Annotated in this window: 21 protein-coding genes, 1 tRNA gene and 1 pseudogene; 15 read left to right on the top strand and 8 right to left on the bottom strand. The window is 62.8% G+C overall.

What is annotated here, in order from left to right; genetic code table 11:
* Window positions 1–4 precede the first annotated feature (4 nt).
* The 5 genes from LOY37_RS03750 (at window position 5) to ppk2 (ending at window position 4,423) form a co-directional block, all read left to right on the top strand.
* Window positions 5–946, top strand: coding sequence for a ribose-phosphate pyrophosphokinase (locus LOY37_RS03750; protein WP_010225730.1), 942 nt, complete (start codon window positions 5–7; stop codon window positions 944–946).
* Between the two features lie 137 nt (window positions 947–1,083).
* On the top strand, window positions 1,084–1,683 hold the full coding sequence (locus LOY37_RS03745) for a 50S ribosomal protein L25/general stress protein Ctc (RefSeq protein WP_045195970.1): 600 nt from the start codon (window positions 1,084–1,086) through the stop codon (window positions 1,681–1,683).
* A 77-nt stretch (window positions 1,684–1,760) separates the two neighbouring features.
* Window positions 1,761–2,345, top strand: coding sequence for an aminoacyl-tRNA hydrolase (pth, locus tag LOY37_RS03740; protein ID WP_038997179.1), 585 nt, complete (start codon window positions 1,761–1,763; stop codon window positions 2,343–2,345).
* A gap of 21 nt (window positions 2,346–2,366) precedes the next feature.
* On the top strand, window positions 2,367–3,467 hold the full coding sequence (gene ychF, locus LOY37_RS03735) for a redox-regulated ATPase YchF (protein WP_045195968.1): 1,101 nt from the start codon (window positions 2,367–2,369) through the stop codon (window positions 3,465–3,467).
* Window positions 3,468–3,613: 146 nt separating this feature from the next.
* Window positions 3,614–4,423, top strand: a complete 810-nt coding sequence (ppk2, locus tag LOY37_RS03730; protein WP_123564477.1) for a polyphosphate kinase 2 — start codon at window positions 3,614–3,616, stop codon at window positions 4,421–4,423.
* Window positions 4,424–4,436: 13 nt separating this feature from the next.
* Here ppk2 and LOY37_RS03725 read toward each other — a convergent pair whose 3' ends face one another.
* The 3 genes from LOY37_RS03725 to LOY37_RS03715 all read right to left on the bottom strand — a co-directional run bounded on the left by LOY37_RS03725 (window position 4,437) and on the right by LOY37_RS03715 (window position 8,140).
* On the bottom strand, window positions 4,437–5,606 hold the full coding sequence (locus LOY37_RS03725; protein WP_093387925.1) for an MFS transporter: 1,170 nt from the start codon (window positions 5,604–5,606) through the stop codon (window positions 4,437–4,439).
* A gap of 345 nt (window positions 5,607–5,951) precedes the next feature.
* Window positions 5,952–7,169, bottom strand: a complete 1,218-nt coding sequence (locus tag LOY37_RS03720) for an MFS transporter (protein ID WP_258596387.1) — start codon at window positions 7,167–7,169, stop codon at window positions 5,952–5,954.
* A 98-nt stretch (window positions 7,170–7,267) separates the two neighbouring features.
* Complete coding sequence (locus tag LOY37_RS03715) at window positions 7,268–8,140, bottom strand: hypothetical protein (RefSeq protein ID WP_258716327.1); 873 nt, start codon at window positions 8,138–8,140, stop codon at window positions 7,268–7,270.
* 203 nt (window positions 8,141–8,343) lie between these two features.
* Between LOY37_RS03715 and LOY37_RS03710 the strand changes: the two genes are divergently transcribed.
* The 4 genes from LOY37_RS03710 to LOY37_RS03695 all read left to right on the top strand — a co-directional run bounded on the left by LOY37_RS03710 (window position 8,344) and on the right by LOY37_RS03695 (window position 12,491).
* The gene (locus LOY37_RS03710) at window positions 8,344–8,865 is read left to right on the top strand and encodes an RNA polymerase sigma factor (protein ID WP_045195961.1); all 522 of its coding nucleotides are present in this window, start codon (window positions 8,344–8,346) and stop codon (window positions 8,863–8,865) included.
* The gene (locus LOY37_RS03705; protein WP_258716326.1) at window positions 8,862–9,803 is read left to right on the top strand and encodes a FecR family protein; all 942 of its coding nucleotides are present in this window, start codon (window positions 8,862–8,864) and stop codon (window positions 9,801–9,803) included. Before LOY37_RS03710 ends, LOY37_RS03705 begins: the two co-directional genes overlap by 4 nt.
* A 103-nt stretch (window positions 9,804–9,906) precedes the next feature.
* Window positions 9,907–12,321, top strand: a complete 2,415-nt coding sequence (locus LOY37_RS03700; RefSeq protein ID WP_258716325.1) for a TonB-dependent siderophore receptor — start codon at window positions 9,907–9,909, stop codon at window positions 12,319–12,321.
* A gap of 93 nt (window positions 12,322–12,414) precedes the next feature.
* Window positions 12,415–12,491 (top strand) — tRNA-Met (locus tag LOY37_RS03695).
* A gap of 66 nt (window positions 12,492–12,557) precedes the next feature.
* Here LOY37_RS03695 and LOY37_RS03690 read toward each other — a convergent pair.
* A complete protein-coding gene (locus LOY37_RS03690) occupies window positions 12,558–13,172 on the bottom strand; it encodes a LysE family translocator (protein WP_258716324.1) in 615 nt (204 codons plus the stop codon).
* Window positions 13,173–13,295: 123 nt separating this feature from the next.
* Between LOY37_RS03690 and LOY37_RS03685 the strand changes: the two genes are divergently transcribed.
* Complete coding sequence (locus LOY37_RS03685; RefSeq protein WP_258716323.1) at window positions 13,296–14,174, top strand: LysR substrate-binding domain-containing protein; 879 nt, start codon at window positions 13,296–13,298, stop codon at window positions 14,172–14,174.
* Here LOY37_RS03685 and LOY37_RS03680 read toward each other — a convergent pair.
* Complete coding sequence (locus LOY37_RS03680; RefSeq protein WP_045195956.1) at window positions 14,162–14,779, bottom strand: D-Ala-D-Ala carboxypeptidase family metallohydrolase; 618 nt, start codon at window positions 14,777–14,779, stop codon at window positions 14,162–14,164. The genes LOY37_RS03685 and LOY37_RS03680 overlap by 13 nt on opposite strands.
* Before the next feature lie 88 nt (window positions 14,780–14,867).
* Between LOY37_RS03680 and LOY37_RS03675 the strand changes: the two genes are divergently transcribed.
* Window positions 14,868–16,007 carry a hypothetical protein gene (locus LOY37_RS03675; protein WP_258716322.1) on the top strand — a complete coding sequence of 380 codons (1,140 nt, stop codon included), beginning with the start codon at window positions 14,868–14,870 and terminating at the stop codon, window positions 16,005–16,007.
* Window positions 16,008–16,049: 42 nt separating this feature from the next.
* Here LOY37_RS03675 and can read toward each other — a convergent pair whose 3' ends face one another.
* Window positions 16,050–16,688, bottom strand: a complete 639-nt coding sequence (gene can / locus LOY37_RS03670; RefSeq protein ID WP_258716321.1) for a carbonate dehydratase — start codon at window positions 16,686–16,688, stop codon at window positions 16,050–16,052.
* Window positions 16,689–16,808: 120 nt separating this feature from the next.
* Between can and LOY37_RS03665 the strand changes: the two are divergent.
* Window positions 16,809–17,132 (top strand): annotated as a pseudogene (locus LOY37_RS03665) (serine kinase/phosphatase).
* Between the two features lie 4 nt (window positions 17,133–17,136).
* Here the strand turns inward: LOY37_RS03665 and rimI are convergent.
* Together rimI and LOY37_RS03655 are read right to left on the bottom strand one after the other, a co-directional pair.
* Window positions 17,137–17,589 (bottom strand): ribosomal protein S18-alanine N-acetyltransferase, encoded by a 453-nt coding sequence (gene rimI / locus LOY37_RS03660; protein ID WP_258716320.1) that lies wholly within the window; start codon window positions 17,587–17,589, stop codon window positions 17,137–17,139.
* On the bottom strand, window positions 17,582–18,376 hold the full coding sequence (locus LOY37_RS03655) for a hypothetical protein (protein WP_045195949.1): 795 nt from the start codon (window positions 18,374–18,376) through the stop codon (window positions 17,582–17,584). The genes rimI and LOY37_RS03655 overlap by 8 nt, the downstream gene beginning before the upstream one ends.
* 180 nt (window positions 18,377–18,556) lie before the next feature.
* Here LOY37_RS03655 and mksB point away from each other — a divergent pair, with 180 nt between their 5' ends.
* From mksB to mksF, 3 genes are read left to right on the top strand one after another with little or no spacing between them, the layout of a single operon-like run.
* Window positions 18,557–19,834, top strand: coding sequence for an Mks condensin complex protein MksB (mksB, locus tag LOY37_RS03650; protein ID WP_045195947.1), 1,278 nt, complete (start codon window positions 18,557–18,559; stop codon window positions 19,832–19,834).
* Complete coding sequence (gene mksE / locus LOY37_RS03645; protein WP_010225708.1) at window positions 19,824–20,525, top strand: Mks condensin complex protein MksE; 702 nt, start codon at window positions 19,824–19,826, stop codon at window positions 20,523–20,525. The genes mksB and mksE overlap by 11 nt, the downstream gene beginning before the upstream one ends.
* A complete protein-coding gene (gene mksF, locus LOY37_RS03640) occupies window positions 20,522–23,356 on the top strand; it encodes an Mks condensin complex protein MksF (RefSeq protein WP_258609322.1) in 2,835 nt (944 codons plus the stop codon). Before mksE ends, mksF begins: the two co-directional genes overlap by 4 nt.
* The last annotated feature ends 42 nt before the right edge of the window (window positions 23,357–23,398 follow it).

Raw genomic sequence — 23,398 nt, 5'->3', positions numbered from 1 at the left:
GCGCGTGTCCAAGATGATGGTCTTTACGGGGAACGCTAACCCCGATCTGGCTCGGCGTGTCGTACGTCAGCTGCATATCCCACTGGGTGATGTTTCTGTCGGCAAATTCTCCGACGGCGAAATCAGCACTGAGATTAATGAAAATGTTCGTGGTAAGGACGTTTTCATCATTCAGCCGACTTGCGCGCCAACCAACGATAACCTGATGGAACTGGTAGTGATGGCCGATGCCTTCCGCCGCTCCTCAGCTTCCCGAATCACTGCCGTGATTCCTTACTTCGGATATGCCCGCCAGGATCGCCGTCCGCGTTCGGCGCGTGTTGCTATCAGCGCCAAAGTCGTCGCTGACATGCTCACCGTCGTCGGTATCGACCGTGTTCTCACTGTCGACCTGCACGCTGACCAGATCCAGGGTTTCTTCGATATTCCGGTAGATAACATCTACGGCTCCCCCGTTCTGGTGGATGACATCGAAGACCAGCGTTTCGAGAACCTCATGATCGTGTCCCCGGACATCGGCGGCGTCGTGCGTGCACGTGCTGTTGCCAAGTCCCTGGGTGTCGATCTGGGTATCATCGACAAACGCCGTGAAAAGGCCAATCACTCCGAAGTGATGCATATCATCGGCGACGTCGAAGGACGTACCTGTATTCTCGTCGACGACATGGTCGACACCGCCGGCACCCTGTGCCACGCGGCCAAGGCCCTGAAAGAACACGGCGCTGCCAAGGTTTACGCCTACTGCACGCACCCTGTCCTCTCGGGTCGGGCGATCGAGAATATCGAGAACTCCGTGCTGGACGCACTGGTGGTGACCAACACCATCCCGCTGTCCGCTGCAGCACAAGCCTGTGACCGTATCCGCCAACTGGATATTGCACCGGTTGTTGCCGAGGCGGTTCGCCGCATCAGCAATGAAGAATCGATCAGCGCGATGTTCCGCTGAGGGTTTTCCCTCGCGAACCTCTCGTTGACGAAAAGCGCCCCGCCCCAACACCTGTTGTTGGGGCGGGGCTTTTTTGCCCACCCCGTTTGGCGCTGGTCGCAAACGCCTGCGGGAGATGGCTATTTTGGAGATACAAAATGACTGATTTCACTCTGAACGCCCAAGCGCGTACCGACCTGGGGAAAGGTGCGAGCCGCCGCCTGCGTCGTCTCGCCGCCCAGATCCCTGCCGTTGTTTACGGTGGTGACAAAGAAGCTCAATCCCTGACCATCGTGGCCAAGGAAATCGCCAAACTGTTCGAAAACGAAGCTGCCTACAGCCACGTTATCGAGCTGAACATCGACGGCAAGAAAGAAAACGTCGTTGTCAAAGCGATGCAGCGTCACCCAGCCAAGCAGTTCATCCTGCACGCTGACTTCGTCCGCGTTGTTGCTGGCCAGAAACTGACCGCCAAAGTACCTGTGCACTTCGTCAACGAAGAAGCTCCGGTCAAGAAAGGCGGCGAGATCTCCCACGTTGTCAACGAGATCGAAGTTTCCTGCGAAGCCAAAGACCTGCCTGAGTTCATCGAAGTCGACCTGGCCAACGCCGAAGTCGGCGCGATCATCCACCTGTCGGACCTCAAAGCTCCGAAAGGCGTCGAGTTCGTCGCTCTGGCTCACGGTAACGACCTGGCTGTTGCCAACGTTCACGCTCCGCGTGTTGCGCCTGAAGCTGCAGAAGGCGCTGCCGAGTAATCTACTCAGCACGCCGGCGTTGACCGGGTTACAGTGCCCCGCACTGTAACCCACAACTCCAAGGAAGAGCCCCTGACGTGACCGCCATCCAACTGATCGTCGGCCTGGGAAACCCCGGCCCCGAATACGAACAGACCCGGCATAACGCAGGGGCTCTTTTCGTAGAACGCATTGCCAGCGCCCAGCGCGTCAACCTGACCGCTGACCGCAAGTATTTCGGCCTGACGGCTAAATTCAGCCATCAGGGCAACGACGTTCGTCTGCTGATCCCGACCACCTACATGAACCGCAGCGGCCAGGCCGTTGCTGCACTGGCGAACTTTTTCCGCATCCCGCCAGATGCCATCCTGGTGGCCCACGACGAACTCGACCTGCCTCCCGGCGTCGCCAAGCTCAAAAAGGGCGGCGGCCATGGCGGGCACAACGGGCTGCGCGACATCATCGCCCAGCTCGGCAACCAGAATGACTTTCACCGTCTGCGGCTTGGCATCGGCCACCCGGGTGACAGCAGCAGGGTCTCCGGTTTCGTCCTCGGCAAGGCGCCACGCGCCGAGCAGGAGAAGCTGGACGCCAGTATCGATTTTGCCCTCGGCGTGCTGCCGGACATCCTCGCCGGCGACTGGACGCGTGCGATGAGAGAGCTGCACAGCCAAAAGGCCTGACTCCACGAAGAGGGATTCACCATGGGTTTCAATTGCGGCATCGTCGGCCTGCCCAACGTCGGCAAGTCCACCCTGTTCAACGCCCTGACCAAATCCGGCATCGCCGCTGAGAACTTCCCGTTCTGCACCATCGAGCCGAACAGCGGCATCGTGCCGATGCCCGATGCACGCCTGGACGCGCTGGCGGCCATCGTCAAGCCGAACCGCGTGCTGCCGACCACCATGGAATTCGTCGACATCGCCGGCCTGGTTGCCGGTGCCTCGAAAGGTGAAGGCCTGGGCAACAAATTCCTCGCCAACATCCGCGAGACCGACGCCATCGCCCACGTGGTGCGCTGCTTCGAAGACGAGAACGTGATTCACGTCTCCAACAGCGTCAACCCCAAGCGCGACATCGAGATCATCGACCTGGAACTGATCTTCGCCGACCTCGACAGCTGCGAGAAGCAACTGCAGAAGGTTGCGCGCAACGCCAAGGGTGGTGACAAGGACGCCCTGGCGCAGAAAGCCATCCTCGAAAAACTGATCCCGCACTTCACCGAAGGCAAGCCTGCGCGCAGCCTGATGAAGAACATGGCAGACGACGAGAAGGCCCTGATCCGCGGCTTCCACCTGCTGACCAGCAAGCCTGTGATGTACATCGCCAACGTTGCCGAAGACGGTTTCGACAACAACCCGCACCTGGACGTGGTCAAGGCCATTGCCGAAGAAGAAGGTGCGATCGTGGTGCCGGTGTGCAACAAGATCGAAGCCGAGATCGCCGAGCTCGACGACGGTGAAGAGAAGGACATGTTCCTCGAAGCCCTGGGCCTCGAAGAGCCAGGCCTGAACCGCGTGATCCGCGCCGGTTACTCGCTGCTCAACCTGCAGACCTACTTCACTGCCGGCGTGCAGGAAGTCCGCGCCTGGACCGTGCGCGTCGGCGCCACCGCCCCGCAGGCGGCCGGCGTGATCCACACCGACTTCGAGAAAGGCTTCATCCGTGCCGAAGTGGTCGCCTACGACGACTTCATCCAGTACAAGGGTGAAAGCGGCGCGAAAGAAGCCGGTAAATGGCGTCTGGAAGGCAAGGACTACATCGTCAAGGACGGTGACGTGATGCACTTCCGCTTCAACGTCTGACCCGCTGCCAGCAGCCCGAAACCCCTTGAGGTCATGCCTCAAGGGGTTTTTCTTTGCCTGCGCCATGAGCAAACGCGGGCCAATACCTGGATCTATACTCAAAGCCGCATTCAAACGGCTCTTGTCCACAGATCAGGTATCGGCGCATGGCTAAGAAAAAGGAAAAGCAAGGCAGCAGCGAACGCCTCCCCCGCAAAGAATACGAGCAAGCCCTCAAGGCCCTGCACATCGAGCTGGTCAAGTTGCAGCAGTGGGTGGTGGCCAAGGGTTTGAAGGTCTGTATTGTCTTCGAAGGTCGCGATGGCGCCGGCAAGGGCGGCACCATCAAGGCCATCACCGAGCGCGTCAGCCCGCGGGTGTTTCGCGTGGTGGCGCTGCCAGCACCGACCGAACGGGAAAAAAGCCAGATGTACGCCCAGCGCTACATACAGCACATGCCCTCGGCCGGCGAAGTGGTGATCTTCGACCGCAGCTGGTACAACCGCGCCGGCGTCGAGCGGGTGATGGGCTTTTGTACCGAAGAGCAGTCCGGCAAGTTCCTGTCAGTGGTGCCATCGTTCGAGAAGATGCTGGTCGAGTCCGGCATCGTGCTGGTCAAGTACTGGCTGGAAGTCAGTCCTCAAGAGCAGGAGCGGCGCCTTAAGGAGCGCATTACCGACGGGCGCAAGATCTGGAAGCTGACGCCGATGGACCTCAAGTCCTTCACCCGCTGGGACGACTACACCCGCGCACGGGATGACATGTTCGCCGCCTCCGATACCTCCTGGGCCCCCTGGTATGTGGCGGTTTCCGAAGACAAGCGGCGGGTGCGCCTGAACATCATCAGCCACTTTCTCAAGCAGGTGCCCTACGAGGACATCACCCACAAACAGAAGATCGAGCTGCCCAAGCGCGGCAAGATCGGCCGCTACAAGAGCACCCGCTACACCTCGCGCATGGTGCCTGAGCGCTTCTGAAGCGCCCAGCGTGCTAGGCAGCGCCCTGCCCGGCACGCTGGGCGCGGAAGGCCCGGCGCCGGGCGCTGCGGGCGAATACCACGAACAGCGCGGCCATGGCCGTCAGCGCCATCGGCAGGCCATGGGGAGCGACGTCCATGGCCGCACCACTGAGGAGCGGCCCGAGCAGGCTACCGACACCCCAGAGCAGGCCGACGCTGGCGTTGGCAGTGACCAGGTCCTGGCCCTTGAACTGCTGGCCGATCAGCACCAGCGCCAGGGTGTAGACCCCGCCGGCCACCGCGCCGAGCACCACCAAGGCCGGCCACAGCAGCCATTGCATACCGATCAGCCATGGCAGCGCCAGGCCGATCAGCATCGCCACCACACCGCACACCAGGTGTACGGTGGTGCGCTCGCAGCGGTCGGCCAACCAGCCGATCGGCAACTGGAAGAGCATGTCGCCGGTAAGAATCACCGTCACCATCAACGCTGCGACGCCCACGGCGTAGGCATGGTTGGTGGCATACACCGGCAGCAGCGAAAGTATCACCGCATCGAAGAACGAGAAGAACAGCACGCCCATGCACAAGGCCGGCGCCACGCGGAAAAAGCCCGCCAGGGAAAAGCTCTTGCCGCCCTCCTCGCCATGCTCGACGTGGTCATTGGGCACCGTCAGCACGATGCACAGTAGCGCCAGGCCATAGCAACCTGTCACCACCGTGGTCACCCAGGTGCTCTGCGCGCCGAGCAGCGCCAGCATCGCCGGGCCGAGCATCTGGAAGCCGGTAAAGGCGGTGGCGTACAGGGCCATGATCTTGCCGCGGTTGTGTTCCGGGCTCAGCTCGTTGACCCACGACTCGCCGAGAATGATGGCAATGCCCATGCCGATCCCCAGCGCCAGGCGCAACAGGGCAAGCAGGTAGAGCGAGGAAAAGCCCCATTCGAGCAGGCCGATGCTCAAGGTGCACAGGCCGAAACACAGCAGGTAGATGGTGCGCCGGGTCAGGTGCCGGCAGCAGGCATCGACCATGAACGCCGAGAGCATCATCCCCGCCGCCGGAATGGCCGAGACGATGCCGATCTGCAAGGTACTGGCCCCTGCGTCGAGCAAACGCAGCGACACCAATGGCAAACTCGCCCCGAGGCTGAAACCGACTACCGAAACCGCAAACAACAAGCCCAGCAACAAACGCGTATTCATCACCACTCCGAACTCACCGGCGCAAAGCACGACATCGCACCTGCGCAGGCGCATACATGACCGTAATAAGATTTGCATACAGGCGCGCCAGCCACGGCAAAACGCCGGGCATGCAACTGCCAGGTCAGGAGGTGGGGCGGTGAGGCGAAAAGGTAAAGGCGAACAGCACACTGCGCCGACGCTTGAGGACGGTATCGCTCGGCCAGTCGCAGCAGCGGGTCAGGACGACCGGCTGGCGATGCGCGAATGTGTGGCTGAAGCGGCTCATACGTCGGTTACACCGTAAAGGATGGGCGGCACTCTAGGAGAACCCGTGCCACCCGTCAATAGCCCGTCCTTGAGCCTTCAGCGCTTGCCGGTGGACGGCAGCAGGATTGCCAGCAGGCCGAACAGCGGCAGGAACGAGCACAGGCTGTAGACGTACTCGATGCCCTTGAGGTCGGCCAGATAACCCAGCGCCGCCGCGCCGATGCCGCCAAAACCGAACATCAGGCCGAAGAAGATCCCGGCGATCATGCCGACGTTACCCGGCACCAGCTCCTGGGCGTAGACGACGATGGCCGAGAATGCCGAGGCGAGAATGAAGCCGATGATCACGCTGAGCACGCTGGTCCAGAACAGGTCGGCATAAGGCAGCATCAGGGTGAACGGCGCAACGCCGAGGATCGAGAACCAGATCACCGCCTTGCGCCCGATGCGGTCACCGATCGGGCCGCCAAAGAAGGTCCCGGCCGCTACCGCGCCGAGGAACAGGAACAGGTACAGCTGCGAGCTGGCCACCGACAGGTCGAACTTCTCGATCAGGTAGAAGGTGAAGTAGCTGGTGAGGCTGGACATGTAGAAGTACTTGGAAAACACCAGCAGCCCCAGCACCACCAGGGCGCCGATCACCCGCTGGCGGGAAAGGCCATGGGTGGCGCGCTGGCCCTGCTTGGCCTTGAACAGGTTGAGGTGTTCCTTGTACCAGCGGCTCAGGCCGTAGGTGACCAGCACGGCGCAGACCGCGAACAGGCCGAACCAGGCCACATTGCCCTGGCCGAAGGGGATGATGATCGCCGCCGCCAGTAACGGGCCGAAAGCGGAGCCGGCGTTGCCACCGACCTGGAAGGTCGACTGCGCCAGGCCGAAGCGCCCACCGGAGGCCAGCCGGGCGATACGCGAGGTTTCCGGGTGGAAGGTCGACGAACCGATGCCCACCAGCGCCGCCGCCAGCAGAATCATCGGGAAACTGCCGACATACGCAAGCATGACGATCCCCACCAGGGTGCACAGGGTGCCCAGCGGCAACAGGTTCGGCATCGGCTTGCGGTCGGTGTAAAAGCCGACCCACGGCTGCAGCAGCGACGCGGTGATCTGGAAGGTCAGGGTGATCAGCCCGATCTGGGTAAAGGTCAGGCCGTAGTTGGCCTTTAGCAGCGGATAGATCGACGGCAGCACGGCCTGGATCAGGTCGTTGATCAGGTGCGCCAGGGCACAGGCGGCGATGATACGCATCACCAGCGGGCTGCTCTGGGCAGTTGCGGTGCTGGCGGGTGACGTTGACGAGGCAGTGCTCACAGCCATGACAAAAGCTTCCATCCGGGGGGCGGGATCCAATTATCCAGAAATCGTTAGCAAGCGCACTATTCTTTTCGCCCAACGGTGTGGATTGCCTATCCCAGTTATCGAATCTGATCTTTCTGTTGGTAAGTAAAAGGTCGCGCTTGTTCCAGGTCAACCACCACAATCGGCACCAGCCGCCCCGTCTCTGCAAAAAAGCGTTGCTGTGCCTTACGGGCAAATATCGGGCTGCCCCCTTGGCTGTAGTAGAAGGCTTCGATGGGTAAATCGCGGGTCACTTCCCTGGGCCAGGCAGAGAGCACAACTTCATTCCACGTCTCGATATAGGGCCCCAGTTGGCCGTCCGGCAACGAGCCCAGCAAAACATGGGCTTGCAAGCTGGACAGGAAGTCACCTACGGTTGCCTTAAAAGTACAATTGCTGTTGGGTTGATGGTTTGCTGCAAGCAGCTTGAAGTGCAGCAACCAGTCATAGGCGTTGTTGATTCCCTGAAGCCCACACGGCCGACTACTACCTGGCGGGATCCCTTCCTCTTGAGTGGAAATACCGCAGCCGTCCGCCCGACTGACTGTTCCTCCATCGTAGGGAAACGAACAACGTACGGTCAGCTGGTAGCCTTCGGAAGGTTGCCCCGAGCCTTTGGTACTCTCGTTGACCAGGCTGAATTCATTGACAATGAATCCAGCAATGCTTGGATACAGGCGCGTGATTCCCAGGTCAGCGCGCACGTACGAAAAGGGCACGGTATCGCGACTGAGCTCCGACTCGCTGGGATTCCAGAGAAGGTCGAGGCTTTCAAATCCCCTGATCATCACGCCGCTGCAATGATAGGCCGCTAACCCTCCGGCGCACTCTGACGCTCGGTTCAGGTAGCGCTCGTTGAGACGATCGGCAACCGTCTCGACATTACGGGTTCCGACACACCCTGACAGCACCAGCAACAAAAGCAGTAACGCGTGTTTGTAGGCAAGCATGATTGGTCACTCCAGGGTCGGTTTGACTTCGGAAATTGCAATGCCACTAGAGGCTAACCAGCACGCACGGAATCTGTAACTGGCAAAAATGCCAGGTAGCTAGCAACTCGACAACACGTACTTGTTAATAATTCTCAATAACGTTAGCATCGGCTGCGTTTTTACAGACTCCACTGCCTGCCTATTCGAGGCCCGCATACGCCATGTCCGACGACCAGGACAACCGCAGCCTGTCGCTGCTCTATCAGCATCACCGCAGTGAACTGCTGGCCTTCCTGACCCGCCGCGTGCGCTGCCGGGAAACCGCCCGCGACCTGCTCCAGGATGCCTTTGTGCGGCTGATGCACAGCGAGCGGGGCGAGGTTGGCAACCTGCGGGCCTTTCTGTACCGCATCGCCAACAACCTGAGCATCGACCATGCTCGGCGCAACCAGGTACGTGGGGTCAATGACGAGCAGGCGCTGGAGCATCTGCTCAACGAAACCTCACCCGAGCGCAGTGCCGTGGCCGGAAATACCCTTGACCATCTTGAACGCCTGATCGACGGCCTGCCCTCGCCGACCCGCGAGGTATTTTTACTCGCCCGGGTCGAGCAATTGAGCTACAAGGACATCGGCGCGCGCCTGGGACTCGACCCGCGTGCGGTCGAGCGTCATTTGAACAAAGCCCTGAGCCATTGCGCCGCGGCTGCCCTGCATAACCGAAACAAGACTGACCAGCCATGAACCCATCGCCAAATTCTGCCCATCCGAACGAGCCTGGCGACCGCGAACAGCAAGCCCTGGACTGGTTCACCCGGCTGCGCGCCCACGATGTTCCGCGGGAGCAACGCCAGGCCTTTGAACGCTGGCGCCAGGACCCCGAGAATGCCCGCACCTTTGCCGAGGTCGAGCTGTTCTGGCAACAACTGGAGATGCCCGCGCGTCGCCTGCACAAGGTCAAACGGGGTACGGCCCCACGCTCCTGGGGGGGCTGGGCGGTGGCGGCGAGCATCCTGCTGATCAGCGGCCTGGTGATGTTGCAGTTGCCATTGCTGCAGCGCTTGAACAGCGATGTCGCCACCGCGGTTGGCGAACGCCGGCAGATCCAGCTGGCCGATGGCTCACGGCTGACCCTCGACAGCGCCAGCGCCGTCGATATCGACCTGCGCGGGCCGGTGCGCACGCTGCGCCTGGTGCAAGGGCAGATGTTCATTGAAGTGACCCACGATGGCCGGCCCTTCGTGGTCGATGTCGACGAGGCCCAGGTACAGGTGCTGGGTACGCGCTTCTCGGTCAGGCGCGGGCGCGATCACGATGAAGTGGTGCTGCTCAAAGGCAAGGTCGAGGTCAGCAGCGCCGGCGACAAACGCATGCTCGCCCCCGGTGAACGCGTGACGCTCAGCGCCAGCCGCCTGGACCAGGTCGAGAAGGTCGATGCCGAACGCCTGCTGGCCTGGCGCGAGGGGCAGTTGCGGGTGCGTGAGGTGCCCTTGCGCCGGGTGCTCGAACAGCTTGCCGAGTACCAGGGCAGCCGCCTGCTGTACATCGATGAACAGATCGGCCGGCGCCCGGTCAGCGGCAGCTTTAACCTCGACCAGGCCGCCACTGCCATCGATGCCCTGGCGCGCACTCAGAACCTCAACGTGAGCAACCTGGCCGGGCAATGGATCATCGTCCGCTAAGCCGGTGAAAATATATTTCCCAGGCATTCGGTAATTGTCTTTGCTGCTGCGTCACACCTCCACATAAGAAGCATTATCGTTTGTATTCTCTGGGGGAGGACACATGCAGTACCCACGCGATTTCCGATTCAGCCGTCAGCCACTGGCCCGCGCCATCCTTGCCGCCAGCCTGTTTTCCACAACCCTGGGCCTGCCGCTGCAGGCCGCCGAGTCTGCCCAGACCCAGGCCCAGGCGCAGGAGTTCAACATCCCCGCGCAAGCCTTGGCCGATGCCCTGGACCAGTTCAGCGCCCAAAGCGGGCTGCAGGTGATCTACGACGCCAACCAGCTGGCCGGGCGCTCGTCGCCGGGGGTCAAGGGCCGCATGAGCCCGACCCAGGCACTGCAGGCCCTGACTGCCGGCAGCAGCGCACGCCTGAGTCAACCCAACGCCAGCAGCTTTGTCATCGATTTGCCGATGGAACTGGGCAGCGCTCTGCAACTGGATGCCATGAGCATTTCCGGCAAGGCACCGGGCTCGACCACTGAAGGCACCGGGCTTTACACCACCTACTCGTCCAGCAGCTCGACGCGCTTGAACCTGACACCCCAGGAAACCCCGCAGTCGCTGACCGTCATGACTCGCCAGCGCCTGGATGACCAGCGCCTGACCAATCTCAGCGATGCCCTCGAAGCGACCCCCGGGGTGATCGTCGTGCGCGACGGCCTGGGCGCCGAGACCGACAGCTACTACTCGCGCGGCTTCGTCATCCAGAACTACGAGATCGACGGCGTGCCGACCGTCACGCGGATGGACAACTACACCCAGAGCATGGCGATGTACGACCGCATCGAGATCGTCCGCGGCGCCAGCGGCCTGATCAGCGGCATGGGCAACCCGTCGGCGACCATCAACCTGATCCGCAAGCGTCCGACTGTTGAAGGCCAGGCCAGCGTCACCGGCTCGGCCGGCACCTGGGACCGCTATGGCACCGGCTTCGATGTTTCCGGGCCGCTGACCGAAAGCGGCAATGTGCGCGGCCGCCTGGTTGCCGACTACAAGACTGAAGGCGCCTGGGTCGACCGTTACAAGCTGGAGAGCCAGCTGCTGTATGGCATCACCGAGTTCGACCTGAGCGAAGATACCCTGCTGACCATGGGCTTCAGCTACCAGCGCACCGACGTCGACTCGCCGCTGCGCACCGGCCTGCCAACCCGCTTCAGCACGGGTGAGCGCAGCAATCTCAAGCGCTCGATCAACATGGCTCCGGACTGGTCGTACAACGACCACGAACAGACCAGCTATTTCGCCTCGGTGGAGCAGCAACTGGGCAACGGCTGGAGCGGCAAGATCGAGTACAGCCATTCCGAAAACAAGTTCGACGAAGTGTTCGGTTTTCTCATGGGCGAGCTGCAGCCCGACGGCAGCGGCCTGAGCCAGTTGCCGGTGCGCTTTTCCGGCACCCCGCGCCAGGACAACCTGGACCTGTACCTGACCGGCCCGTTCAGCCTGTTCGGCCGCGAACACGAACTGATCGGCGGCGTAACCCTGTCCAAGTACAACGAAAACGTACCGAGCTGGGGCGGCTGGCGCTACGACTACAACGCAACGCCAGGTGCGTCGGTGGAGAACATCTTCGACTGGGACGGCAAGCAGCCCAAGCCGGACTGGACCATCAGCGGCAAATCGTCAATGGAAGAAACCCAGTACGCCGCCTACCTCACCTCGCGCCTGCACCTGACCGACGACCTCAACCTGATTCTCGGCAGCCGGGTCATCGACTGGAAGCGTGACACCGAGGACCGCCCGTACGGTGGTGAGAAGACCGAGGTCAACCGTAAAGAGACCGGTGTGTTCATCCCTTATGCCGGGGTGGTCTACGACCTTGATGAAACCTGGGCGCTGTACGCCAGCTACACCAAAATCTTCAACCCGCAAGCCTCCTGGGTCACCGACGAGAACAACAAGCCGCTCGACCCGATGCAGGGCGTTGGCTACGAGCTTGGCGTCAAGGGCAGCCATTTCGACGGCAAGCTGAACTCCAGCCTGGCGCTGTTCAAGCTCGAACAGGACAACCTGGCGATCTGGGTGCACGACAACGTCTACGACGCCAAGCAGGACACCACCTCCAAAGGCCTGGAAATGGAGCTCAATGGCGAGCTGGCCGAAGGCTGGCAGGCGTCGGCGGGCTACACCTACACCCTGACCACCGACAACCAGGATGAGCGCATTGCCACCGTGTATCCGCGCCACAGCCTCAAGACCTTCACCAGCTACCGCCTGCCGGGCATGCTCGACAAAGTCACCGTGGGTGGCGGGGTCAACTGGCAAAGCAAGGTCGGCACCGACCTGCACAGCTTCGACCAGGGCAGCTACGCACTGGTCAACCTGATGGCGCGCTACAACATCAGCGAAAACCTCAGCGCCACGGTCAACCTCAACAACGTCTTCGACCGCGAGTACTACTCGATGGCGTCGTCGTACGGCAACTACGGGGCGCCGCGTAACCTGATGACCACGTTCAAATACGACTTCTGAGCCGGTTTACGGCTAAGCGGTTGATCGCGCGTTAATTTTTTTGAAAAAGAGTGTTGACACAAATCCGTTTCAGGCGAATAATGCGCGCCACTTGGCTACATAGCTCAGTTGGTTAGAGCATAGCATTCATAATGCTGGGGTCCGGGGTTCAAGTCCCTGTGTAGCCACCAAGTACTAAAAAGGGCTTACCGCAAGGTAAGCCCTTTTTTCTTGCCTGCGATTTTTACCCTGCCCGCTTAGCGCACATTGGCGAACACTACCGCCAGCCCCAGGCCGATCAAGGCCACACCAATCACCCGGTCAACCAGACGCTGGCGCTCGAGCATGGCCCGGCGCAACACGGCGCTTGAGAAAAACACCGCTACCAGGCTGAACCACAACCCGTGGGCGAGCGACATGAACGCGCCATAGCCGAAGTTGATCGCCAGCGAACTGCCCGGCTGCACCACCTGGGTATAGGCACTGACCACAAAGAGCATAGTCTTGGGGTTCAGGGCGTTGGTCAGAAAGCCCGAACGAAATGCCGCCAGCACGCCGAGCTGACTGGCGCTGGTGCCATCCAGGGAAATCCGCGTGGTGTTGGTCAGCGACTTGTAGCCCAGATAAATCAGGTACCCCGCCCCCAGCACCTTCATCGCCAAAAACAGCGCCGGGCTCTGGCTGATGATCACCGCGATGCCCAGCACCGTGTACAGCACATGCACCTGCACCCCCAGGGCGATGCCCATTGCCGCCGCCAGGCCGGCGCGGCGGCCAAAGGCGTAGCTGCTGCGGGTCACCATGGCAAAGTCGGCGCCCGGGCTGATCACCGCCAGCACGGTAAACAGGGCAACGGCTATGAGTTCATTCACGTAAAGCTCCTCGATCTGCTAGGACAATGCACAGATAGCTCTGCACGCCGCCATTATCGAAAGCTTCGGGTAAGGCCAAAAGCGATTTATAGTGAGGCAAATCCGCTAGTTTTTCTCACAGATATGAAACTGCCTGCGCTGTCCGCCTTTCGCTATTTCGATGTTGCCGCGCAAACCCAGAGCTTTGTGCGCGCCGCCGAGCTGCTCAATGTCACCCACGGTGCGGTGAGCCGACAGGTGCGCCTGCTGGAAGAAACGCTGGGCGTGCAACTGTTCGAGCGGCGCAACCGGGCGATCTTTCTCACCGCCGCCGGCCGCGCCCTGCACGGCACCACGCTGTCGGTGTTCGAGCAGCTTGAAGGCGCGGTGTACCGCCTGCAGCAACAGGCGCGGGAGAACGTGCTGGTGCTGTCGTGCGAGCCAACCATCGCCATGCGCTGGCTGATCCCACGGCTGCCGGCCTTTCATGCCGCCCACCCGGACATTCACCTGCACCTGGTGGCGGCTGGCGGGCCGATCGATTTTGCCCGCAACGGCGTCGATCTGGCCCTGCGCCGCGATGACTTTCGCTGGGACGCCAATCTGTACGCACTGAAGATCTGCGACGAATGGGTTGGCCCGGTGTGCAGTGCCACCCATAACTTTCCCGAACACGGCCTGGCCGGCCAACGCCTGCTGCACAGCGCTTCGCGCCCCAACGCCTGGGCTACCTGGTTGCGTCACAGCGGGGAGTCGGCCAAGGGCAGTAGCCGCGCCGATTACGAGCACTTCTACCTGTGCATTCAGGCGGCGGCAGCCGGGCTGGGCGTGGCCATGGCCTCGCGCCTGATGGTCCAGGATGAAATCGACAGCGGCCAGTTGCAGGCGCCGCGCGGCTTTATCCAGGACCAGTCGGCCTACTACCTGCTCAGCCCCCAGACGCTGCTCGACGACGACAAAAGCCGCTGCTTCGCCGAGTGGGTGATCGGCCAGTCACAGGCCTGCCTCACTCACCTTGACTGAGCCTTGCTGGCGGTAGCCGGCGCGCAGAAGGAGGAGCCGGCACTGAAGTCGCCACCCCAGGTGCGGTAGCCCGCCGTGTCGATGTGAATGCGCCCCGACGGGTAACGCCCCAGGCCCATGTTCCAGTCCTTGCCATGGGCCTGCCAGAAGCTGCACAGCGGATTCGGGTCGGCCCAGGCCGGTAGCAGCAGGTCGACCGCAAAGGCGCGGGTATGGGCGCTGGCCACGGCGCCACCGGCGCAGCGGTTGAGCACCGGGTCGCGGTAGGCCGAAACCACTTCATAGCGTTTGAGCACGCCCTGCTCGCCCAGGGTCTTGAGCAACAGCAGGGTCGAGCGCACCGCCGGCCACTGCGCCGCGGGCGCAAGCGCAAACGGCTCGGCCTTGCACAAACGCCAGTCACTGGCCGAGCGCAGCAATTGGTGGATAGGCACCACGCCATACAGGCGCGCATCCACCAGCATTTCACGAAAGGGCCGGGTCTGATGATCGCCCGCCCACTGGGCAAACAGGTACAGGTCACGCTCGTCAGCCTGCGCCTGCCGGGCAGCGAGCGCTGTCAGTAAAAGTCCTGCACCGATACCAGCCTTGCACCACGTTTTCATCAGCCTGCTCCCCCTTCCCAACCCCCGGGAAATTCCTCCAGTATGGCAACCCTCCCGACTGCGGGGAGGAACTGACAAGGAGTTAAGCATGCACACGACTGCTCCACTGACCTTCGCCCTGGCCGCCATGACCCTAAGCGCCGCCGCCCTGGCTGATGCCCGCATCGACCTGGGCAGCCAGGAACGGGTGACCCGGCTGTTTGCCTACCCCAACAACTGCAACGTCATCTGCTTTCGCGACTGGACCCTTGAGCAAACCGTGGAGCACTACCTGACCCAGAGTGTGCAACGCGACGGTTACGCCGCGGCGACGGTAAAGGTCAAGCGCGACAACGACACACTGCATGCCGACATCCAGGGCGTACCGAGCGACTACAGCAAGCCCCTGCAAGCGCTGCTCGACACCGGCGAGCTGGCCTACCAGGGCGCCACCCGGCTCAACCGCGAAGGCAAGTGGGCCTACAACTGGAACCTGTTCCTGCCCCTGGGCATGGCCCTGGAAAAGCGCCGCAGCATCGAGCTGCTGCATTTTCCACCGGACTACTCGCTGACCCAGGCCCAGGACTACCTGCGTTCCAACACCACCGACCGCTGGGCCACGCTGCTGACCTTCAACGGCATTCCTGCCGAGCAGACCCCGGCCTACCAGACCATCGTCGACATCGCCCCGATCGCCGCGCCAGCCAGCGCCGGCAAAGACCTGGAGGGCGTGTATGGCTACTTCAAGGATTATCAGCTGCAAATGGTCAAAGAGATGACCCGAACCGGCAACGGCGCCGCCTTGCCGATGGTTGCCTTCGGCTCGCCGGTGCGCAGCTGGATCGAGCAGCAATACGGGCCCAGGCTCTATGTACTGGGCCTGGCCAGCATCAGCCCGACGCCTGGGCAAAAGGTGCCGGTGCTGGGCGCCAATCACCCGAGCGCAATCTGGTATGCGGCAGATAAAACCAACTATGGTGGCGACCAGGACAAGGCCGATCAGGCCGGTCTGAAGATGATGGGCCAGGATTTGAGCGCGGCCTGCTGGCAGGCGGGCATGGGCCGCAACCCGGCGGCGGATGCCAAGGCAACGCTGGGGGCCTGTACCCAGAAGTGGCAGGTGACGGCGAAGAAGCAGACCTGCGAGCTGTATTTTCGCAGCATTCGCAACATGACCCCGGAGCAGGCTGGGGCCAAGTGCAATACCGGGGCGGTGACGCGGACGTTGCGTGATTTGCAGAAGTCTTGAGGTTAAGCCTATCGCGGGACAACTCGGGTCGCCGCGATAGGCTCAGTCCTGCGGACGCAAGCGGTACTGCGGCGGCAACTGGTCGAGGCCGCTGATGGTCGCGTTCAGGCTCTTCCAGCGGCCATCCTTGATGCCATAAATGCAACCATGCACCGACAGGCTCTGGCCACGGTGCCAGGCATTCTGGACGATGGTGGTATGGCCGACATTGGCCACCTGCTGGATCACGTTCAGCTCGCACAGGCGGTCCACCCGCTCTTCCTCGGTCGCAAGCCTGGCCAGCTCCACGCGGTTCTCGTAGTACAGGTCGCGAATCGAACGCAGCCAGCCGTCGATCAGGCCCAATTGGCGATCCTGCATCGAGGCCCGTACCCCGCCGCAACCGTAGTGGCCGGTGACCAGGATATGCTTGACCTTGAGCACGTCCACCGCGTACTGGATCACCGACAGGCAGTTGAGGTCGGTGTGCAGCACCACGTTGGCGACATTGCGATGAACGAACAGATCGCCCGGCAACATGCCGACGATCTCGTTGGCCGGAACCCGGGCGTCCGAGCAGCCGATCCAGAGGAATTCCGGAGTCTGCTGACGCGCGAGCTTGGCGAAGAAATCCGGATCTTCCTGCTTGATCGCATCGGCCCAGCGCGCGTTGTTATCAATCAGTTCTTGTAGATCGTGCATGTTCAAGCCTCATGGTTGGTGCGCATCTTGTGACAGGCGCCGGCCCGTTCAGGTCACGCCTTTGAATCTTCGGCCAACCGTCAGGTCCACCGCATACGCCCACCCGCAGGAGGATCGACCATGAGCCAGGAACACCGCCCGCTGCACGCCCCGCAACCCGCCCCGATCGACACCGACGAAGACCGCATGGGCTCGGTTGAAGAACTGCACTTTGACAAGGATACCCCCAATGTCGATGCCGGTTTCGACCCAACCGACGACGACCTCGAGCCAGAAACCCTCATCCCCGAAGACGGCGCCCGCTCGCCCGGCTAAGCCGGTGCGGATCACCCGGCAGACTGGGATTTGAGCGTAGTCGACGAAGATGACATCGGCGGCGGCAACGGCCTGGATGAAGCGGAACTGGCCCGGCGCGATCCGCTGGACGGCAAGCGCGAACCCTGAGCCGTTACTCGAACAGGGTGCAGGCCATGACCAGGGCGTCTTCGCGACCGCCGGCAACCGGGTAGTAGTCACGCCGGCGACCGATTTCATTGAAGCCGTAGCGCTCGTACAGGCGGTAGGCCGACTGGTTGCTGGCGCGCACTTCGAGGAAGCACTCGCGACCGTTGCTCGCGTAGGCGCGCTTCATCAGCTCTTCCAGCAGGCGCAGGCCCAGGCCGCGGCCCTGGCTTTGCGGCTTGACGGTAATGTTGAGCAGGTGCGCCTCGTCGATGATCACGTTGATCACGCCGTGGCCGACCTGTTGCTCGCCTTCGAACATCAGCCAGATTTCATAGGACTTGAGCCCGTCGAGGAAAATCCCGCGGGTCCAGGGGTGGCTGAAGGCGGCGTATTCGATCTTCAGTACGGCATCCAGATCCGCCTCGGTCATCCGGCGAAAGCTGATTGTGTCACTCATTGCTTGGTTTCCAGCGCGCCATCAGCCGGCGCATGGCTTGCCAGACGTGCGCCTTGCGCTGCGGCTCGTCCATCAACAGTTCGAGCCCCGGCAAGGCCCAGGCAGCGCCCAGGCCTTCAACCGGCAACTCGCGGTAATAAGCTTCGGCGTCGGCCTCACCGGCAAAGCGCACGGCAGGCAGGCCAATCAGCCACAGACAGACGCACGGCGCCTCTTCAAGCCGGGCCTGGATAAAGCCCTGGACGAAATCGGTCGCGGCCTGCGGGCCCTGGTCAAGGTTGCCGCGCACCAGCAACGGCCAGCGCACCGGCTCGCCGATGATCTGCGGGCTGTCCGGCAGGCCGGCGGCGCGCAGCATGTCCTTGAGCAGCAGGTAGGACGGGTCGCGGCTCTGGAACGGCTCGCCGGTGGCAAGCTCGACCAGCAGCAGGCAGTTGCCGGCACGCAGCAGTTGCAGGGCAAAGCGTGGCGGTGGTACCGGCGCAGGCCTGGCAACCACGGGCTTTTCGGCTTCGTCCACCGCCTTGGCCGTCACTTTCGGCGTGCTGCCTGGGCGCGGGATCTCGATCTTCGGGCGCTCGCCAGAACGCACCAGCGGCGCACTCGGCGCAACGCTGGCAGGGGCAGGTGCCTGCTCCTGCGGCTCGAACGCCGGTTCCTCGAGTGCCGCCACCGGCAACAACAGCTGCGGGCGCGACGGCGCGGCGAACGGCAGTTCGGCACGCGGCAGCCAGTGCACCACTTGCATGGCGTTGAGATAAGCGCGGCGGCGGGACTCGATTAACAAGAAGGATCGGCCATCTGTGGATAAGTCAGGGCCGATATTCTAACGTTGTTCGCCGCTCGGCGCCGCTGTTGATCGGCAGAAAACCGCCCGACAGCAGCTTGAAGCGATCAAGGGGGTGAATCGACAGGCGTCTGATGCAGTACAATCGGCGCTTTTATTTGGCAACGAGTCGACCCGCCAATGATCGAACCCAAGCGCGTCCTGCGCGCCCTAGCCGAACACTGGGCCCTGCTCGAGCCGTTGTGCGAGCGCTTCGACGGGGGCACCCTGAGCCTGGCCGAACTGCGCCAGCAACTGGCCACCCAGCAGCTGGAGAGCACGCCCCAGGACATCACCAGCCTGCTCGACGTATGGATCCGCCTGGATATCCTGGTGCCGGTGGCAAAAAGCCCGAACCGTTTCGAGCTCAACGCCCAGATCCATGACTTTCTCGCTTACCTGCGCCGCGAGCACCGCCTGGGCCTGTGCCTGGAGATCGAAGCCTACCTGCGCCACCTCGAGCGCCTGGCCGGGCACATCCAGGACGCCTTCGAGATTCGCGACGGCAATGACCTGGCGCGCCAGCTGCGCCTGCTCGACATGCGCGTGCGTGACGTACTGAAGAAGCTCGACAACGACGAACAGGCGCTGGTCGCCGTGGCCGAACGCGCTAAGACCAGTGACCGGCAAATCCCCCTGCGCCAGCGTTACGCCGAAGTCCTGGCGACTTGGGACGAATATGTCGAGCCGATGATCCAGCTGGTCAACGCCGATGGCGCCTTCGAGCAAGGCGTGCGCAAGGTCGAGACCGTGCTGCTGCGCTTGCTCGGCGAGCAGGCCCGTCTGGGCCACCTGGTCGACGACGACATGCTCCTGCGCACCCACGCGCGCATCCTCGAGATGCAGACCAGCGCCCAGCTGACCCTGCGCCATGCCCGTGAACTGCTGCTGCCGCTGCGTGAAGAAGCGCGCCGGCACAACGCCGTGACCCGCGGCGCCGCCCTGGCCCTGTCGGTAATCCGCCGCAAAGGCCTGGACGCCGTGCCGCAGGCGGCCATGCCGCTGTTCACCCGCCCGCAGAGCACCTTCCTCGGCAGCGCCAGCCAGGTCGAAGCCTACGTCTATGCCCTGGCCCGCTTCGAGCCCAAGCCTGCGCAGTTTCCCAAGGCCCACAAGAGCCACAAGGGCGATGCCCCGCGTGCGCCGCGTACGGTCAAGGAAATGCTCGAGCGCTGCGAAGACGCCCTGCCGCTGCCGGACCTGATGGTCTGGCTGCTCGACCAGGAGCCCGAAGGCGCCACCGACGAGCTGCTGTACTGGTTCTCGCGCCTGTCGCGGGAAAAACGCTTTACCCGCGCGCGCCTCGAGCGCCGCGAATACACCACCCGCGAACACCTGGTCAGCCTGCGTTCCTTCGCTCTGACATCGAGCCGCGAACCATCGCCTGAGCCAACTGCGAGCCCTGCCCATGCATCTTGATCTTTCCGAACTGTCCCAGCTCGCACCGATCTTCCGCGAGCTGTTCAAGGGCTTCCACATCAGCCGCCGCGACCCGGAGCTGTACGCCCAACTGTCGAATTTCCAGGACCAGTACCGCGGCCTGTTCAAGGCCCTGGGCTTTGAACTGGTGTGCGACACCCGCGGTTTCTACTACTTCGTCCCGGACCTGGCCGCCGCCCAGGTCAACAAGACTGCCCAGCGCCTGTCGCTGTTCACCTTCATCCTGGTCGAGCACCTGGCTGACCAGGGCCGCGACCCGATGTCGGTGCTCGACGGCGGCAGCCTGGGCCGCGACGAGCTGCCTTCGCTGCTGGAAAAATACCGCGACCTGTTCATCCAGGCCGAAGTGCAGACCCCCGACGAGCTGGAAGAGAAGATCATGCGCCGCATGACCCAGCTCGGCTTTGCCCACGAAGAGAACGGCATCTACCGCTTCCTGCCGCCGATGCACCGTTTCCTCGATGTCTGCCTGTCGGTCCAGCAGGACCGCGACCTGGCTGCCAGCCTGCACAGCGCCCTGCCGTTGCCAACGCCGGTGCTGGTCGAGGAAGAGAGCCCGGAAGAACTCAACCGTACCGACGACCCGCTGGACCTCAGCCCGTTCGAAGAAAGCGAAGAAGACGCCCTGGCCCGAGCCATAGCGCAAGAGCAACAGGAGATTGACGCATGAGCCAGGAACGCTACGGCATTCGCCGCTTCGCACTGCTCAACACCGCCGGCTACAGCCTCGGCCTGTTCCCCCTGGAACACCCGCTGTCGGTCTACGGTGCCAACAACCTGGGCAAGAGTGCCTCGATCAACGCCTTGCAGTTCCCGATCCTGGCACGCATGTCGGACATGAGCTTCGGCAAGTACAGCCTCGAGCAGTCGCGCCGCTTCTACTTTGCCACCGACACCAGCTACATCCTCTGCGAAGTCAACCTGCCCCACGGCCCACACGTGATCGGCGTGGTCGGCCGCGGCCCGGGTGGCGGTTTCGGTCACCAGTTCTTCGCCTATGCCGGCGAACTGGACCTGGCCCACTACCAGAAGAACGACACCTGCCTGCGCCAGAAAGAGCTGTTCAGCAACCTTGAGCGCAACGGCCTCAAGGCCTACGAGCTCAAGCCTGACGAGCTGCGCCGCCTGCTGGTCGGCGGCCACACCTCGATCCCGCTGGACCTGACCCTGATCCCGCTGCGCTCCACCAGCGAGCAGAGCCTGAAGACCTTCCGCGCGCTGTTCATCAACCTGCTGCACATGCGCGAGATCACCGCGGCCAAGCTCAAGCAGCTGTTCCTCGACGCCTTCGAGCACAGCCTGCGTTCGGGCAGCGTCGACTACATCGCCGCCTGCGAAGAAGCCTTCCGCGACGTACGGCGCATGGAGCAGGACTACAACTCGCTGGTCGCCGCCGGCCCGCTGGTCGAGGCCCTGGCCAATGGCGTAGCCCAGCGCGACATCCTGCGCGGCAAGCTGCATCGCCTATCGCCACTGCTCGACTCGCTGCTCGGCACCTGGCAGGACTACGCCAGCGCGCGCAAAGAAGAGCTGGTGATCCAGGCCGAGCACTACAAGAACGAACAGGACAGCCTGCAGAACGACCAGCGTGGCGGCACCCAGGAACTGATGCGCCTGGAGCGCGAGATCACTGGCGTGCAGCGCTGGCTCGGCGAGTTGTCGGTGCTCAAGCATCGCTTCGCCCTGGTCGATGACGTCAAGGTCCTGGAACAGCAACTGCTGGCCGCCAAGGACGCCCACGACGAACTGGCCGGTGCCCTGGCGCAGTCGCGCCAGTTCAGCGCCGAAGACCTCGAAGAGCGTCTGCGCGAGCTGGAAAAACGCCTGAAGTCAGTCAAACAGCAGCTCGACCACGCCGACAACAACAGCTACGCGCGCCTGCGTGAAGAGTTCTCGCAGCAGGACGTCGAACGCCTGATGCGCCTGTTCAATGGTGCGCTGTTCAGCCTGCCGCTGGGCGAGCGCGGCATCGAGCTGGACGACAGCGATGTCTGGGTCAAATCCCTGGAAGCGGTACTCGACGGCTTCAAGGGCGAGCGCTTCGAGGCCCCGGGTCTGTCCATCGACCTCTCGCACATCGAGCCGCCTGCCCTGCAGGCCCTGGCCGACCGCGCTGCCCTGCGCGACCAGAAGGAGCGCCTGGAAAAAGAACTCAAGCAGCTCAAGACCCAGCAGGCGGTAGCCGCCGACCGCGCCGCGAGCAAGACCCAGACCGAAGCCCTGTACCAACAGGTACTGGATGCACAAAAGGCCCTGGAAGACTTCCGCCGCAGCGAGACCCTGTCCGCCGAGGAAGGCGACAAACTCGAGCAACTGGCGCAGATGGAAGCGGCCCAGGACGAGCTCAAGCGCTCCAGCGACGCCTTCACCGAACGCGTCCAGCAGCTGTCGGCCAAGCTGCAACTGGTCGGCCGGCAGATCGCCGACATGGAAGCCAAGCAGCGCACCCTCGACGACGCCCTGCGTCGCCGCCAGCTGCTACCCGCCGACCTGCCGTTCGGCACGCCGTTCATGGAACCGGTCGACGACAGCATGGACAACTTGCTGCCGCTGCTCAACGACTACCAGGACAGCTGGCAGGGCCTGCTGCGGGTCGATGGCCAGATCGAGGCGCTGTATGCCCAGGTACGCCTCAAGGGCGTGGCCAAGTTCGACAGCGAAGACGACATGGAGCGCCGCCTGCAACTGCTGATCAACGCCTACTCGCACCGCACCGAAGAAGCCCTGACCCTGGGCAAGGCGCGCCGCGCTGCGGTCACCGACATCGCCCGGACCCTGCGCAACATTCGCAGTGACTACGACAGCCTCGAGCACCAACTGGCGCTGTTCAACCGCGAGATCAACAAGCGCCAGGTCTCCAACCTGCAGAGCTTCCGTATCGTTTTGGCACCCAACAAGGAAGCGCTCAAGCACATCGACCAGATCATCCACAGCGCCGGCCAGTACGAGGAAGGCGAGACCCTGTCGGTGTTCGACCTCAGCGCCAGCGCCGAGCAGGACAACAAGAACGAAGAGGCCAAGGAATACCTGGCGCGCCTGGTCGCGGCCAACCACAACCAGCTGGGCCTCAAGGACCTGTTCGAACTGGCCTTCGAGATCACCAAGGTCGGTGGCCAGCCGGTGATCCACACCGACATCGACGGTGCGGCGTCCAACGGCACCACCATGACCATCAAGGCGCTGACCAACATGTACTTGTTGCTGCACCTGATGGACCGCGACCTGGCCGGCCGCGTACGCCTGCCGTACTACCTGGACGAAGCGGCCGACATCGACGAACGCAACCAGGCAGCGCTGCTGGAAACCAGCTTGCAGCTGGGCTTCGTACCGATTCTGGCGAGCGTCAAGCCGCAGGTTTCGGCGCATGTCGCCATCGACCTGGAAGGCGGCAGCGGGCCGAACGGCATCTATATCGACGAGGCAGACTGGAAGTACATCAGCCGCCGGGATGTGGAGAAGGCGGTAGTGCGCAAAGAAGAAGAGGAAGAAGCTTCAGCCTGAAACTAATCGCGGGGCAAGTCGGGTCGCCGCACCGCCGCTCCC

It is taken from the genome of Pseudomonas sp. B21-012, assembly GCF_024749305.1.
GTDB lineage: Bacteria > Pseudomonadota > Gammaproteobacteria > Pseudomonadales > Pseudomonadaceae > Aquipseudomonas.
Note: the sequence above shows the minus strand (reverse complement) of the source record. Positions and strands in the feature narration are given on the sequence as shown.

Coding starts and splice junctions, on each gene's coding strand:
- LOY37_RS03745 (WP_045195970.1), top strand. CDS start 1,084: ATGACTGATTTCACTCTGAACGCCCAAGCGCGTACCGACCTGGGGAAA.
- ychF (WP_045195968.1), top strand. CDS start 2,367: ATGGGTTTCAATTGCGGCATCGTCGGCCTGCCCAACGTCGGCAAGTCC.
- ppk2 (WP_123564477.1), top strand. CDS start 3,614: ATGGCTAAGAAAAAGGAAAAGCAAGGCAGCAGCGAACGCCTCCCCCGC.
- LOY37_RS03725 (WP_093387925.1), bottom strand. CDS start 5,606: ATGAATACGCGTTTGTTGCTGGGCTTGTTGTTTGCGGTTTCGGTAGTC.
- LOY37_RS03720 (WP_258596387.1), bottom strand. CDS start 7,169: ATGGCTGTGAGCACTGCCTCGTCAACGTCACCCGCCAGCACCGCAACT.
- LOY37_RS03715 (WP_258716327.1), bottom strand. CDS start 8,140: ATGCTTGCCTACAAACACGCGTTACTGCTTTTGTTGCTGGTGCTGTCA.
- LOY37_RS03710 (WP_045195961.1), top strand. CDS start 8,344: ATGTCCGACGACCAGGACAACCGCAGCCTGTCGCTGCTCTATCAGCAT.
- LOY37_RS03705 (WP_258716326.1), top strand. CDS start 8,862: ATGAACCCATCGCCAAATTCTGCCCATCCGAACGAGCCTGGCGACCGC.
- LOY37_RS03700 (WP_258716325.1), top strand. CDS start 9,907: ATGCAGTACCCACGCGATTTCCGATTCAGCCGTCAGCCACTGGCCCGC.
- LOY37_RS03685 (WP_258716323.1), top strand. CDS start 13,296: ATGAAACTGCCTGCGCTGTCCGCCTTTCGCTATTTCGATGTTGCCGCG.
- LOY37_RS03680 (WP_045195956.1), bottom strand. CDS start 14,779: ATGAAAACGTGGTGCAAGGCTGGTATCGGTGCAGGACTTTTACTGACA.
- LOY37_RS03675 (WP_258716322.1), top strand. CDS start 14,868: ATGCACACGACTGCTCCACTGACCTTCGCCCTGGCCGCCATGACCCTA.
- can (WP_258716321.1), bottom strand. CDS start 16,688: ATGCACGATCTACAAGAACTGATTGATAACAACGCGCGCTGGGCCGAT.
- rimI (WP_258716320.1), bottom strand. CDS start 17,589: ATGAGTGACACAATCAGCTTTCGCCGGATGACCGAGGCGGATCTGGAT.
- mksB (WP_045195947.1), top strand. CDS start 18,557: ATGATCGAACCCAAGCGCGTCCTGCGCGCCCTAGCCGAACACTGGGCC.
- mksE (WP_010225708.1), top strand. CDS start 19,824: ATGCATCTTGATCTTTCCGAACTGTCCCAGCTCGCACCGATCTTCCGC.
- mksF (WP_258609322.1), top strand. CDS start 20,522: ATGAGCCAGGAACGCTACGGCATTCGCCGCTTCGCACTGCTCAACACC.